The sequence below is a fragment of the Roseobacter sp. HKCC-CH-9351 genome (assembly GCF_037830295.1).
Lineage (GTDB): Bacteria > Pseudomonadota > Alphaproteobacteria > Rhodobacterales > Rhodobacteraceae > M30B80.
In genome coordinates, this window is sequence record NZ_JBBLYM010000001.1 from 1,888,960 (window position 1) to 1,901,656 (window position 12,697).

Annotated in this window: 16 protein-coding genes and 1 tRNA gene; 7 read left to right on the forward strand and 10 right to left on the reverse strand. The window is 55.3% G+C overall.

Features of this window, described 5'->3' with window-relative positions; all coding sequences use genetic code 11:
- Positions 1-34 precede the first annotated feature (34 nt).
- Complete coding sequence (locus AAC632_RS09470) at positions 35-193, forward strand: hypothetical protein (RefSeq protein ID WP_340296618.1); 159 nt, start codon at positions 35-37, stop codon at positions 191-193.
- Positions 165-296, forward strand: coding sequence for a V4R domain-containing protein (locus AAC632_RS09475; protein ID WP_340299909.1), 132 nt, complete (start codon positions 165-167; stop codon positions 294-296). Before AAC632_RS09470 ends, AAC632_RS09475 begins: the two co-directional genes overlap by 29 nt.
- Here AAC632_RS09475 and mltG read toward each other — a convergent pair.
- The 5 genes from mltG to fabD form a co-directional block, all read right to left on the reverse strand.
- Positions 293-1,459 carry an endolytic transglycosylase MltG gene (mltG, locus tag AAC632_RS09480; protein ID WP_340296616.1) on the reverse strand — a complete coding sequence of 389 codons (1,167 nt, stop codon included), beginning with the start codon at positions 1,457-1,459 and terminating at the stop codon, positions 293-295. The two genes, AAC632_RS09475 and mltG, sit on opposite strands and share 4 nt — an antisense overlap.
- A 3-nt stretch (positions 1,460-1,462) precedes the next feature.
- The gene (fabF, locus tag AAC632_RS09485) at positions 1,463-2,719 is read right to left on the reverse strand and encodes a beta-ketoacyl-ACP synthase II (protein ID WP_340296614.1); all 1,257 of its coding nucleotides are present in this window, start codon (positions 2,717-2,719) and stop codon (positions 1,463-1,465) included.
- A 189-nt stretch (positions 2,720-2,908) separates the two neighbouring features.
- Complete coding sequence (locus AAC632_RS09490) at positions 2,909-3,142, reverse strand: acyl carrier protein (protein ID WP_317654652.1); 234 nt, start codon at positions 3,140-3,142, stop codon at positions 2,909-2,911.
- Between the two features lie 213 nt (positions 3,143-3,355).
- Complete coding sequence (fabG, locus tag AAC632_RS09495) at positions 3,356-4,093, reverse strand: 3-oxoacyl-[acyl-carrier-protein] reductase (protein ID WP_340296612.1); 738 nt, start codon at positions 4,091-4,093, stop codon at positions 3,356-3,358.
- Positions 4,094-4,104: 11 nt separating this feature from the next.
- Entirely contained in the window at positions 4,105-5,037 is a 933-nt protein-coding gene (fabD, locus tag AAC632_RS09500; RefSeq protein ID WP_340296610.1) for an ACP S-malonyltransferase, read from the reverse strand.
- A 247-nt stretch (positions 5,038-5,284) separates the two neighbouring features.
- Between fabD and rpsF the strand changes: the two genes are divergently transcribed.
- From rpsF to rplI, 3 genes are read left to right on the forward strand one after another with little or no spacing between them, the layout of a single operon-like run.
- Positions 5,285-5,638, forward strand: a complete 354-nt coding sequence (gene rpsF / locus AAC632_RS09505; protein WP_340242711.1) for a 30S ribosomal protein S6 — start codon at positions 5,285-5,287, stop codon at positions 5,636-5,638.
- A gap of 20 nt (positions 5,639-5,658) precedes the next feature.
- Positions 5,659-5,886, forward strand: coding sequence for a 30S ribosomal protein S18 (gene rpsR, locus AAC632_RS09510; protein WP_213675305.1), 228 nt, complete (start codon positions 5,659-5,661; stop codon positions 5,884-5,886).
- A 12-nt stretch (positions 5,887-5,898) separates the two neighbouring features.
- Positions 5,899-6,525, forward strand: a complete 627-nt coding sequence (rplI, locus tag AAC632_RS09515; protein ID WP_340296608.1) for a 50S ribosomal protein L9 — start codon at positions 5,899-5,901, stop codon at positions 6,523-6,525.
- A gap of 80 nt (positions 6,526-6,605) precedes the next feature.
- Here the strand turns inward: rplI and AAC632_RS09520 are convergent, their stop codons facing one another.
- The 4 genes from AAC632_RS09520 to AAC632_RS09535 form a co-directional block, all read right to left on the reverse strand.
- Positions 6,606-7,496 (reverse strand): hypothetical protein, encoded by an 891-nt coding sequence (locus tag AAC632_RS09520; protein ID WP_340296606.1) that lies wholly within the window; start codon positions 7,494-7,496, stop codon positions 6,606-6,608.
- Positions 7,497-7,668: 172 nt separating this feature from the next.
- A complete protein-coding gene (tig, locus tag AAC632_RS09525; RefSeq protein ID WP_340296604.1) occupies positions 7,669-8,994 on the reverse strand; it encodes a trigger factor in 1,326 nt (441 codons plus the stop codon).
- Positions 8,995-9,135: 141 nt separating this feature from the next.
- Positions 9,136-9,993: an SMP-30/gluconolactonase/LRE family protein gene (locus AAC632_RS09530; protein ID WP_340296602.1), complete on the reverse strand. Its 858-nt coding sequence runs from the start codon at positions 9,991-9,993 to the stop codon at positions 9,136-9,138.
- A gap of 9 nt (positions 9,994-10,002) precedes the next feature.
- On the reverse strand, positions 10,003-11,532 hold the full coding sequence (locus AAC632_RS09535) for an aldehyde dehydrogenase (NADP(+)) (RefSeq protein ID WP_340296600.1): 1,530 nt from the start codon (positions 11,530-11,532) through the stop codon (positions 10,003-10,005).
- A gap of 89 nt (positions 11,533-11,621) precedes the next feature.
- On the opposite strand from AAC632_RS09535, the gene AAC632_RS09540 reads away from it, so the two are divergent.
- Positions 11,622-11,987, forward strand: coding sequence for a hypothetical protein (locus tag AAC632_RS09540; RefSeq protein WP_340296598.1), 366 nt, complete (start codon positions 11,622-11,624; stop codon positions 11,985-11,987).
- Positions 11,988-12,012: 25 nt separating this feature from the next.
- Here the strand turns inward: AAC632_RS09540 and AAC632_RS09545 are convergent.
- Positions 12,013-12,097 (reverse strand) — tRNA-Leu (locus AAC632_RS09545).
- Between the two features lie 184 nt (positions 12,098-12,281).
- Here AAC632_RS09545 and AAC632_RS09550 point away from each other — a divergent pair.
- Positions 12,282-12,653, forward strand: coding sequence for a hypothetical protein (locus AAC632_RS09550; RefSeq protein WP_340296596.1), 372 nt, complete (start codon positions 12,282-12,284; stop codon positions 12,651-12,653).
- Positions 12,654-12,697 lie beyond the last annotated feature (44 nt).

Genomic DNA, 12,697 nt, shown 5'->3' on the forward strand with positions numbered 1-12,697 from the left:
CGGCCCGTTTACCCATGAATTGACACCCAAAGGTATGCCTGATCCAAATCGCAAGGGGTCGTCTGCGACCCCAATCGCCCATGTGCTCAGCGTGCCCGTGAGCGTGGATGCGACCAATCCCGTGACCCCCAAACCGATGCTGCGTTCTGGGAAAATAGGGTCTGTTGTGCTACTGGCACTGCGCGGTCTTTGAACGGCACTATCGCCGCCTCGTCATTCCTGATGTCATCTGCCGTGAAACAGCTTGCGCTGCTGCAGGCGCTGACGCCTGCCTTTTCGTTCTGCGCCGCGGTTAATTTCCAGAATTGGCTCGTGCATCCGCCTCAATCTCGCGCCAGCGCGCGACATTTCCGTTATGCTCGGCCAATGTTTCAGCAAAGGCGTGACCGCCTGTGCCATCCGCCACGAAAAAGATGTAATTCGTGTCGTCAGGATTCAACGCCGCTTCAATAGAAGCGCGCCCTGGATTTGCAATCGGCGTTGGTGGCAGGCCGTCAATTTGATACGTGTTCCAGGGGGTTACACGGTCAAGTTCACTGCGCCGCAAGCCGCGCCCCAACACGCCTTGCCCCTCCGTGACGCCGTAGATCACAGTCGGGTCAGTCTGCAAACGCATTCCCTGCCGCAGACGATTGGTAAAGACACTGGCAACAACCCCGCGCTCTTCAGCCTGCCCCGTTTCTTTTTCGATGATTGAGGCCAAGATCAACGCCTCTTTCGGAGTGCTGATTGGCAGGGTCTCTGCACGATTGGCCCACGCCTCCATCAAAATGGCCTCTTGGCGGGCTTGCATCTGAACCAACAGCTCCGCCCGCGTCATGCCGCGCGTGGCCTCGTAGGTGTCTGGGGCCAACAACCCTTCGGCAGGGATCTCCGCTACCTCACCGGTTAGAAATTCTGCTGATTTCAACCCTTCAACAATCTGCCACGATGTCAAACCTTCTGGGATCGACACGCGATAGGCAATGCTTGCGCCGCTTTCGGTGATTTCGCTGTAAATTGTTGGGATTTCAGCATCATAGGAAAATTCAGCCAATTCAATAACTTCGCCCGTGCCAGGCACCCGCTCGACCAGACGCTGCTCGCCCGTGCCATCAATGCGCAGAACATAGGTTGCAACATAACGATAAACGGGGGCGGCATTTTGGGTGATGACCCCCAAAATCTCCTCCATAGAGGCGCGCGCAGGGATTTCAAAAGACCCTGCACGAATAGCGCCTGCCATGTCACTATATTCTGCGCCCAAACGAAAAATTGCAGGATGCGTCACAGCCCCCGCTTCGGCCAAACGCGCGGCCACTTGCGACAGGCCCGCACCGCGCGGCACCTCGAAAAAGATCGGCCCCTCAAGCGGCCCTTCCTTGGTAAATTCCCGCTGACCCCACCCGATCGCGCCAGCCACGGCGATACATAGCACAATCAGCAGGCTGAACGCATTCGCAGCCACGCTTTTCCACATATGTCAGACTTTCCCCATAATCAGACAGGCATTTGTCCCACCAAAGCCAAAGGAATTGCTCTGCACCACATTGATCTCGCCCTTCACAGCCTGATTGGCGCAAAGATTGATGGCCGTTTCTGCCGCAGGCGTATCAAGGTTAATTGTTGGGGGGACGATTTGGTCACGAATGGCCAAGATCGAGAAGATCGCCTCAATCGCGCCCGCTGCACCCAACAAATGCCCTGTTGCGGATTTTGTTGAGGACATCAGCAGATTTTTCGCATGATCCCCCATCAACCGCTCAACCGCGCCCAATTCAATGGTATCGGCCATAGTCGAGGTGCCATGCGCATTGACGTAATCCACATCTGACGGCACTAGCCCTGCACGCTTTAGCGCGGCACGCATCGCGCGCTCGGCCCCTTCATGATCAGGCGGTGGGGCGGTGATGTGATGGGCATCGCCCGACAGGCCATAGCCTAAAATCTCCGCATAGATTTTTGCGCCGCGCGCTTTGGCGTGTTCATATTCCTCCAACACAACCACGCCCGCGCCTTCGCCCATGACGAACCCGTCACTGTCGCTATCCCATGGACGGCTGGCTTTTTGCGGCTCATCGCCCCGCTTGGTCGACAGCGCCTTGCACGCGTTAAAGCCCGCAATACCAATTTCACAAATCGGGCTTTCTGCACCGCCTGCAATCATCACATCCGCATCGCCCCATTGGATCAGACGCGCCGCGTCCCCAATGGCATGTGCGCCTGTGGAACAGGCCGTTACAACCGCATGGTTTGGCCCACGGAAGCCATATTTGATCGACACTTGCCCAGAGATCAGGTTGATAAGCGCACCTGGCACAAAGAAAGGCGATACGCGGCGCGGCCCTTTTTCCTTAAGCGTGATGGATGTTTCCGCAATCGAGGCCAAGCCACCAATGCCAGACCCAATCAAAACACCTGTGCGCTCAAGCGCATCGCGATCTTCGGGTTCCCATGCCGCGTCTTTGATGGCCTGCTCTGCCGCCGCAACGCCATAGAGGATGAATTCATCCACTTTGCGCTGTTCTTTCGGCTCCATGTAAAGATCAGGGTTAAAGGTTCCATCCGACCCATCGCCGCGCTTCACTTCGCAGGCATAGGTCGTTGCCAGATGGCTTGCGTCAAAGCGGGTGATGGTTCCCGCCCCTGATTGGCCCGCCAAAAGCCGCGACCATGTCTCCTCGACCCCTGTGGCCAGAGGTGTCACCAGTCCCAATCCTGTCACAACAACGCGCCGCATCTTCACTGCCCTTCTCTCGTTTCGCGAAAGCTTGCACGTTGATAGCCTAGGGGTGCCAAGATGGGCAATCCCTCTCGCAGAAATCAGGCAGATTCCCTTGCCATTTTGGCACAAAAAAACGGCACCGCCGCAACGATGCCGTTTTCAAAACCTTTCCCTCAGCCACTAGGCGGACTGTGGGGGAATGACTTATTGCGCGTCGGTGATGAACTTGACCGCATCGCCGAAAGTCTGGATCGTTTCCGCCGCATCATCGGGGATCTCGATGCCAAATTCTTCCTCGAACGCCATTACCAACTCGACTGTATCGAGCGAATCCGCTCCCAGATCGTCAATGAAGGACGCGTTCTCAGTCACTTTGTCTTCATCCACGCTCAGATGCTCGACAACAATTTTCTTCACGCGACCTGCGATATCGCTCATGTTCTTTCCTCATCCGTTTCGTGCGTGGGTTTATCCCCTGCACTGTTTCACTGGGCCAATTTTGGCCGCTCAATCCCGATCCTAACCGACTCAACCAGAGAAATGTCAGAACCAGAGCCGCCGAAAAGCAAAGCCTTCCGGTGAAAATTAGCGCTGCTATAGCATGTTTGCGAAATAAGGCAATGCCTCAATCCCACCATAACGGCACAACTGTTACAGCATCGCCATGCCGCCATTCACATGCAACGTGGCCCCTGTAACATATCCCGCTTCATTTGATGCCAGATACAGCACGGCTGCCGCGATCTCCTCGGGTGTTCCCATCCGACCTGCGGGGATTTTGACATTGATGGCCGCTTTTTGATCATCATTCAGCTTATCTGTCATCGGTGTTGCAATGAACCCTGGCGCGACACAGTTTACAGTCACGCCACGGCTGGCCACCTCATAGGCAAGGCTTTTTGACATACCCACCATGCCCGCTTTCGCGGCTGCATAATTCCCCTGCCCTGGATTGCCCGTTGCCCCCACGATAGAGCTGATATTGATGATCCGACCCCAGCGCGACTTCATCATACCGCGCAACGCGCCGCGGCACAGCCGCATGGTTGAGGTCAGATTAACCTCCAACACCTGCGCCCATTCTTCGTCTGACATCCGCATGAACAGGTTATCGCGTGTAATGCCAGCATTATTGACCAAAATATCCATCGCACCCATGGCCTCGATGGCTTGTTTTGGCAGGGCTTCAACCGCTTCAGCATCAGACAAATTGCACGGCAGAACATGGCTGCGTTCATCCAGTTCAGCGGCAAGGGCCTCAAGCGGCTCAACCCGCGTGCCAGATAGGGCAACCACCGCCCCCGCGCTGTGTAACGCGCGTGCTATATCCGCCCCAATCCCCCCAGATGCGCCCGTCACAAGCGCAGATTTTCCTGTCAAATCAAACATAAAGTCCGTCCTTATCCCTTAAGCGCGGCAATATCCGCGGCCGTTCCGATTGCTTTTGTCTCCATCTCGCGGGCAATGCGCTTGACCATCCCAGACAGCGCCTTGCCCGCGCCAACCTCCCACGCCTCGGTCACATCATTTTGCGCCATCCACATCACGGATTCGCACCACCGCACGCGGCCTGTGACCTGCGTGATCAGATTGTCGCGGATCAGCGCGGGATCATCGCTTGGCCCCGCCATCACGTTGCCGACCAATGGCACAACAGGCGCGTTTAACGTGACACTTGCCAACGCCCCCGCCATTGCATCGGCCGCAGGTTGCATCAGCGCGCAATGAAAGGGGGCAGAGACAGGCAGCATCACAGCGCGCTTGGCCCCGCGTGCTTTGGCAAGCTCAACGGCGCGCTCTACCGCCACCGCATGACCCGAAATCACAACTTGCGCGGGGTCATTGTCATTGGCCGCTTGGCAAACATCCCCTTCAGCCGCGTCAGAGGCCAAATCCGCCACCGTATCAAAATCTAGGCCCAAGATTGCGGCCATCGCGCCCTGCCCTTTTGGTGTAGCTTTTTGCATTGCATCGCCACGAATGCGCAACAACTTGGCCGTATCCGCCACCGACAGGCTCCCTGCCGCACAAAGCGCAGAATATTCGCCCAAAGAATGTCCCGCCACAACACTCGCGTAATCTTTCAGGGCAAACCCTTCGGCCTCAAGCGCGCGCACAGCCGCCATGGACGTTGCCATCAATGCAGGTTGCGCATTGACAGTCAGGGTCAATTCGTCCTGATCCCCCTCCCAAATCAAATGCGACAGGTTTTGACCCAGTGCTTCATCCACCTCTTCAAACACGGCGCGCGCCGCGGCATAGGTATCAGCCAAATCACGGCCCATTCCAATGGTCTGCGCCCCTTGGCCTGGAAAGATAAAAGCACGGCTCATATTGCCTCTCCCACTTGTTTGTCTTGGGGTTATGGCTACAAGATATAGGGGGCAAGGGCAATTCATAACCGCAATTTTGCCCTGATTTTACGGCAAGCCCGCTACAGCTTGCACCCTGCCGTGATCTGTGTATAAGGCAGGCAACTTTCGCCTAGTACAAATGCAACGGCGTGATCCCTCGTGACTGATGGAGCGAAAGTGGAACGCATCGGTCTTTGAAACGCGCCCGAACAGTATCGGAGTTCACATGCCACTATACGAGCATGTTATGATCTCGCGTCAGGACTTGTCCAACGCGCAAGCTGAAAGCTTGATCGAGCATTTCAGCACCGTCCTCAAGGACAATGGTGGTTCCGTGGTTGATGCCGAATATTGGGGTATCAAGACCATGGCCTACAAAATCAACAAGAACCGCAAAGGCCATTATGCCTTCTTGCGCAGCGATGCCCCCTCGGCCGCCGTGCATGAGATGGAGCGTTTGATGCGCTTGCATGATGACGTGATGCGCGTCTTGACCATCAAGGTTGACGCCCACGAAGAAGGCCCTTCGGTTCAAATGCAAAAACGCGAAGAACGCGGCGAACGCCGCGAGCGCCGTTAATTTAAGGGAAGGATAGAATCATGGCAGCAAAACCGTTTTTCCGCCGCCGCAAGTCCGACCCGTTTGACGGGGAAGACGCGCCAAAAATCGATTACAAAGATGTGCGCTTGCTTCAGCGTTACATCTCTGAGCGTGGCAAGATCGTGCCTGCACGTATAACTGCCGTATCCGCAAAAAACCAGCGCAAGCTGGCACAGGCCATCAAGCGCGCTCGTTTCCTCGCGCTGTTGCCCTATGCAGTGAAGTAAGGAGAAACCGATATGGATGTGATCCTTCTTGAACGCGTGGCCAAACTTGGCCAGATGGGCGATGTCGTTTCGGTAAAAGACGGCTATGCGCGCAACTATCTCTTGCCACAGCGCAAGGCGATGCGTGCAAATGACAACAACCTCAAGGCCTTCGAAGCGCAAAAAGCCCAGCTTGAAGCACGCAACATTGAGACAAAGAAAGAAGCCGAGGATTTGGCAGCCCGCTTGGGTGGTCAGCAATTCGTTGTGATCCGCTCGGCCTCTGATTCTGGTGCGCTTTACGGCTCTGTCACCACCCGTGACGCGGCTGATGCGGCCACCGATGCAGGGTTCAGCATTGATCGCAAGCAGGTTGCCCTGACCGCGCCGATCAAAGAGCTTGGCCTTCACGTTGTGTCTGTCGTTCTGCACCCTGAGGTAGATGTGACCATCACCCTCAACGTGGCACGTTCAACCGAAGAGGCAGAATTGCAAGCCTCTGGTAAGTCAATCCAAGAACTGGCCGCCGAAGAAGAAGCTGCTGCAGAATTCGAAATTGCAGAACTCTTTGACGATATCGGCGCAGCTCAGATTGATGATGACGAAGACGCCCCTGCCCCTGCGGCAGAGGCAGCAGACGAAGGTGAAGAAAACGCATAAGCGCTTCTCTGACTGCAAACCAAAAGAAAACCGCGCCCCAAACAGGGCGCGGTTTTTTCTGTTTACCACATTCGCTTGGATCAGTTCGTCCAAGTCTCCAATTCCAAATTGGCGGGGCAGCTTTGGCCATTATATGTGCCAAGCCAAACATCAACACGCCCGTTTAGCGCCGATGGCCCATAGACATTGATCAAAGGATCAAGGTTGCCATTGCTGTCATCATCAAACAGCCATGTTCCATCCGCAGTATTGACCAACATCACGGTGTCGCAGCTCGCATTGACCTGCAATTCCAACCGATACCCCTGCATCTGGCTGAGGTTGAAGGAAAATTGCGGTGCAGGCGTGAACCAGCCATGACCGGGCAAACCACATCCAGAAATCTCGCCGCTGCCATAGGCCGATGCTGAGAAATTGGTGGGTGAATATAGCTGCGGCCCGTTCAAATCATAGCTTGGCCCCGTCAGGCCAATGGTCGGACAATTGCCCGAATTGCTCGGCGCGGCGGTGCTCGCCGTCCATGTTTCAAATTCAATAGTAGCCGAACAATTTGATCCTAAGGTGCCAACCCAGACATCCACCTGCCCGTTCAGCGCATCACTGCCCGAAATACGCAGCATCGGATCAAGATTGCCGTTGCTGTCATCGTCAAAATACCAAATTCCATTAGCTGAATTCACAAGTAGCGTAGCATCGCAACTGCTGTTCACTTGGATCTCAAGATCATACCCCTGCATTCCTGACAGGTTTAGCGTATATTGCGGGCTTGCCGAGACTGATCCTGCACCAGATATGCCGCAACTGCTGAGCATCGCCCCGCCCGTTGCCATGGTCGAATAGCTTTGCGGTGAATAGAGCTGATCCCCGGCAAAGCTCAGATAAGTGCCGCTTTTGGCAAAGGTTGGACAGGCGGCTGCCGTGACCACAGACACAAACAACACGGCACAGGCTGATAGTAAAACGCGTAGCATTACTTCGTCCCTCATTTTTTTGGTTTATCCCCAAGTCGCGAATGGCACGCGCGACCCACATGTGCATTTCACCCCGTCTCTAGCTTACGTTGAAATCGCCAAAACACCACAAAAAAAAGCCCCCAATCTTCATTGGGGGCCTTTCGTAACGCTGTAATAAGTCTTCCGAAGATTACTCTTCGTCCAAGGCCTCAACAGCTTTTTCAAGCTTGGCTTTGGTGGTTTCAACATCCTTCACTTCAGCCTGCTCAAAGATATAATCAACGACCTTATCCTCGAACAATGGTGCGCGAAGCTGCTGCTGTGCTTGCTGATTTTTCTGAATGAATTCGAAGAAGGCGCGCTCTTGACCAGGGTATTGACGCGCTTGGTTCATGACCGCTTGGGTAAACTCCGCATCGGTCACTTGAACCTCGTTCTTCTGACCCAATTCCGCCAAGAGCAAGCCCAACTTCACACGGCGCTCGGCCAGTTTTGTGTGCTCTTTGGTTGGTTTGATCTCACCATGATCATGGCCCTGATGCTCAGGGTTTTCTTCATGCCAAAGCTGATGCGCGATCTGCGCGGCTTCTGCCTCAACAAGGCTTGGGGGCAGATCAAACTTAACTTTCTTGTCCAACTGATCGAGTAAAGCGCGCTTGGTGATCTGGCGCGCGGCCCCTGCATATTCAGCCTGCAAACGCTCCGACACCTGACCCTTCAGGGCCTCAAGGCTTTCTGCGCCGTATTTCTTGGCAAGCTCATCATCAATCGCCGCAGGAACGGGCTTTTTGACCTCTTTGATCGTGCAATCAAAGGTCGCTGCTTTCCCTGCCAGATGCTCAGCGCCGTATTCATCAGGGAAGGTTACAGAAACCTGCTTTTCTTCGCCTGCTTTTGCGCCGATCAACTGATCTTCGAACCCTGGGATGAAGCTATTCGAGCCCAAAACAAGTGGATAATCTTCGGCGCTGCCGCCTTCAAACGCCTCGCCATCGACCTTGCCTACGAAATCAAAGACGACCTGATCATCTTTGGCGGCTTTACCCTTTTTGGTTTCGAAATTCTGGGCTGTCTCAGCCAGTTTCGCCAGTGTCTCGTCAATCTCTTTGTCTGATGCAGGCACAACCATGCGCTCAAGCTTCAGCTTGTTGTAATCCACATCAGGGATTTCTGGCAGACGCTCATAGGACATCGAGACGATGACATCATCGCCTTCTTTCCAATTTTCGTTCACCATCTTGACCTCAGGCTGCATCGCAGGGCGGTCGCCAGATGTTTCAAGGTGGTTTTGCATCGCGCTATCAACAACGTCTTGCATCGCTTCGCCCATGACACGGGGGCCGAACTGCTTTTTCAAAAGCGCCATCGGCACTTTCCCCTTGCGAAAGCCTTTCATCTCAATCTCAGGCTGCGCTTCGGCCAGTTTCTCATTGACCTTGGCTTCGAGTTCCGCACCCGTGATGGTGATTTCATAGGCGCGCTTTAGGCCTTCGTTTAGGGTTTCCGTGACGTTCATCTGCTTTCCTCGCAATCGAAAACGGTGGTCACCCAAAGGCGACCCGCAAAAAGGGAATTTGCGCCTTACTATTGACAGGCAAGGGGGCGTTCAACCCCGAAATGCGGGCCAAGCGGCGCTTGGCCCTTGCATTCACATAAATTAGGGCAAAATAACCTGTGGTTCGGCCAAGCCTTTGACCTCAAGCCGTGCATGATAGAGCAATCCTTGCGGCGCATCTGGCGCGTCCATCCCCTCTTGTGCAGAGGTGATGTAGAGGTCTTGAAGATCGGGCCCACCAAAGGCGGGGCAACTGGAATGCCGCCCGTCAAGCGTGACCACGCGCTCAAGCTTGCCATCGGGGGCATATCGCGCAACACGGCCCCTGCCCCATTGCGCATTCCAAACATAGCCCTCGGCATCCACCACAGACCCGTCAGGGTTCAAATCCTCCCCTCGCAGATCAAGAAAGACCGAAATTGGCCCATCGGGCCATCCATCGGCATTAAGGCCGACTTGCATAATTTGCTGATCTGGGGTCGAGCAGAAATAAGCGGTCTTGCCATCAAGCGAAAAACAAATCGAATTGGGTATGGTCACGGCGGCGAATAATTTGCGCAACTCGCCCTTGTAGTAGCGATAAATCGCTCCTGCCCCCTCTTCGAACTTCTTGCCCATCGTCCCGATCCAGAACCCGCCCTGATGATCCGCGCGGCCATCATTTGAGCGTGTCACTGGGTTATCTGCCTCAAGATCACACAAAGGCGTGGCGGTGCCTGTGTCCAAATCAAACACAAACAGCGCGCGTTCAGAGGCGATGACTATACGGGTCTCATCAACCCATCCCGCCGCCGAAACCAAATCTGGGAACCCATATTCGCGCTGAGCGCCATTTTTCAGCGCAAACAGGGTTTTGTTCATGATATCGAACCACAGCAATTCGCCACGCAACGGATGCCACAAAGGCCCCTCACCTAGGAAATTTGGCTGTGTCGTTATCGCGCTTGCATGCACACCCATGATCCAACCTCACTTTGCCAATTCACTGGGCAACAGACCTTCAGGCATGTTTTGATAGCAAACAGGCCGCAAAAAGCGGCGGATCGCCAAAGAACCCACGGATGTCGCCCCAAAATTTGTAGACGCTGGATACGGCCCGCCATGCACCATGGCATCGCAGACTTCGACCCCAGTGGGGAAACCATTGGCCAAAACGCGGCCTGCTTTGCGCTCAAGGATCGGCAAGAACGCGCGGGCCTCTGCCAGATCGCCGTCATCCATATGCAACGTGCAGGTCAACTGCCCCTCAAGGCTGAGGGCAATTTCGCGCATCTGTTCAAGATCACGGGCGCACACAACCATCCCCATTGGGCCAAACACCTCGTGACCAAGCGCGTCATTAGCCAACCAATCTGCACCGCTCACCTCGTAGAGATAGGGGGCTGCATCGCGGTTGTCGCACATGGCTCCCAAAACCTCACGCACCGCGTTTTGGGCGCCGATGGTTTTGACCCCATTGCGATAGGCTTCGGCAATGCCTGTGGTTAGCATCACTTGCGGCGCGGTTGCAGAAAGCGCATCGCTTGCGGCGGCCACGAATGCATCGGCCTCAGCCCCATCAATCACCACGGCGATCCCTGGATTGGTGCAAAACTGCCCCACGCCCATGGTCAGCGACCCCGCCCACGCCGTGCCAATCGCCGCGCCACGCGCGGCCATCGCGGCAGGCATCAAGAACATCGGGTTCACGCTGCCCAATTCGCCAAAAAATGGAATTGGGGTTGGGCGCGCTGCGCAAAGATCAAACAAGGCGCGCCCGCCTTTGAGCGATCCCGTAAACCCAACCGCGCTGATCAATGGATGTTGCACAAGCGCGCCGCCCACCTCATAGGCCCCGCCATGAATCATGCTGAACACGCCCTCAGGCATTTCGCAGACGCGGATCGCGGCCAAGATAGCCTCAGCTATGATTTCAGCCGTTCCCGGGTGCGCCTCATGCGCCTTGACCACTACGGGGCAGCCTGCCGCCAAGGCGCTGGCCGTATCGCCCCCCGCCGTTGAAAAGGCGAGCGGGAAATTCGAAGCGCCAAACACGGCCACAGGGCCAACAGGCCTCTGCATCATGCGCAAATCAGGGCGAGGCAAGGGGGCGCGATCAGGCTGGGCTGCATCATGGCGCAAATCAAGATAGTCCTCTTTTAGGATATGCGCCGCAAACATCCGCAGCTGGCCCGTGGTGCGACCGCGCTCCCCCTCAAGGCGCGCGGCAGGCAGGCCCGTTTCGCGGGTCCCAATATCGGTGATCATCTCGCCGCGCGATTCAATCTCATCCGCGATTTTGTTGAGAAATGCAGCGCGCGCTGCGGGGGATGTGGCGCTATAATTCCAAAATGAAGTTTCAGCGGCCTGAACGGCCTGATCCACCAAAACGGCGCTGCCCTTTGAAACCGCGTGACCCTGACCATCCACAGGGGCCGAGGTAAACTGCCCCTCTCCTGCACGCCAATGGCCTGCAATCAAATGCTGTCCATGCGGGTGAAATTTTGGCTCAGATCCCATAACGCGCTCCCTTATCACTGGTTGTTGGCGCTATCGTTAAAGACCTGCAAGCCATGCTGCAAGGGAGGGACGTCAGGGTTTGCGGGAATTTGTCGCGCAAGCCTGATTTGAAATCAGATCAATCAACGCCAAAACTAGCCTTGTGGCGGCGTCAACTTCAGTCATTCGTGCCAATAATGACTGACAAGGGAGTAAGTGATTTGACGCAAAAAATCGGACTGGCCGCAGCCTTGGCCTTTGCAGTTTCGGGCGGGGCAGCTTTGGCAAGCGGTTATGGATATTCTAGTAGCTTCAAGCTAACCAATGAAGAATACAAGTGGAAGTATTGTTTGCTCTTGTTATCGTCACGCACGGTTTGGCAAATTGAAACGACAGAAACGCGCGTGCGAGGCGCGCAACAAAAAAGGTGGATAATAGGGTGGATGGCCCGCATGCATCAGTCGCTAAGAACATGATATTTATCATAAATTTACCATGATTTGGTGCGGGTGGAGGGACTTGAACCCCCACGCCTTGCGGCGCCAGAACCTAAATCTGGTGCGTCTACCAATTTCGCCACACCCGCAACGGCGCTGTCCTTAGCAGAGGCTTTTGCGGAGTGCGAGGGGGAAAATTACCCTTTTTGCAATTTCTCAAAGGCCACATCGCCCCGCACCAAAGGCTGCGCCACAATTTCGCCTTATTTCTGATGTTACCTCACCAGAGAGGCAAAAGCGGGCAAAGACCCGCGTCAAATGCGAGCATAACAAATGACAAATCCCATTAGCCCTGCGCTGCTTATGGGGTTGCGCGATTTGGTGCAAAGCCCAATTGACGCAAAGCCCGCGCTAGAGACGCAACTCATCATGGCAGATTTGCCCATTCTTACCCTTGAGGGGGCCTTGCCCGCAGAACATCTCTATGTGGGGGATCGTATCATCACCAGTATTGGCGCCCTGCCCCTTCAGGCACTGATGCCTGTGCATATCGCCCGACCCCTGCGCGTGGTGCATCTTGAGGCCTATGCGCTTGGCTCTGACCAGACACAGCCTTGTGATCTCTTTCCCAGTCAATTGTTGAAAACGCGCCAAGGTGACATGGCCTTTGCGCGGGATTTCATCGGGCAGCGGGGCGTTAGGTAGCGCAATCTGCCACAGGCGCGCTTGTTAGCCTTGCATTTTGCGCG

Excerpts from the sequence above, each read along its gene's own strand:
- AAC632_RS09470 (WP_340296618.1), top strand. The coding sequence starts at position 35 with ATGCCTGATCCAAATCGCAAGGGGTCGTCTGCGACCCCAATCGCCCAT.
- mltG (WP_340296616.1), bottom strand. The coding sequence starts at position 1,459 with ATGTGGAAAAGCGTGGCTGCGAATGCGTTCAGCCTGCTGATTGTGCTA.
- fabF (WP_340296614.1), bottom strand. The coding sequence starts at position 2,719 with ATGCGGCGCGTTGTTGTGACAGGATTGGGACTGGTGACACCTCTGGCC.
- AAC632_RS09490 (WP_317654652.1), bottom strand. The coding sequence starts at position 3,142 with ATGAGCGATATCGCAGGTCGCGTGAAGAAAATTGTTGTCGAGCATCTG.
- fabG (WP_340296612.1), bottom strand. The coding sequence starts at position 4,093 with ATGTTTGATTTGACAGGAAAATCTGCGCTTGTGACGGGCGCATCTGGG.
- fabD (WP_340296610.1), bottom strand. The coding sequence starts at position 5,037 with ATGAGCCGTGCTTTTATCTTTCCAGGCCAAGGGGCGCAGACCATTGGA.
- rpsF (WP_340242711.1), top strand. The coding sequence starts at position 5,285 with ATGCCACTATACGAGCATGTTATGATCTCGCGTCAGGACTTGTCCAAC.
- rpsR (WP_213675305.1), top strand. The coding sequence starts at position 5,659 with ATGGCAGCAAAACCGTTTTTCCGCCGCCGCAAGTCCGACCCGTTTGAC.
- rplI (WP_340296608.1), top strand. The coding sequence starts at position 5,899 with ATGGATGTGATCCTTCTTGAACGCGTGGCCAAACTTGGCCAGATGGGC.
- AAC632_RS09520 (WP_340296606.1), bottom strand. The coding sequence starts at position 7,496 with ATGCTACGCGTTTTACTATCAGCCTGTGCCGTGTTGTTTGTGTCTGTG.
- tig (WP_340296604.1), bottom strand. The coding sequence starts at position 8,994 with ATGAACGTCACGGAAACCCTAAACGAAGGCCTAAAGCGCGCCTATGAA.
- AAC632_RS09530 (WP_340296602.1), bottom strand. The coding sequence starts at position 9,993 with ATGGGTGTGCATGCAAGCGCGATAACGACACAGCCAAATTTCCTAGGT.
- AAC632_RS09535 (WP_340296600.1), bottom strand. The coding sequence starts at position 11,532 with ATGGGATCTGAGCCAAAATTTCACCCGCATGGACAGCATTTGATTGCA.
- AAC632_RS09550 (WP_340296596.1), top strand. The coding sequence starts at position 12,282 with ATGACAAATCCCATTAGCCCTGCGCTGCTTATGGGGTTGCGCGATTTG.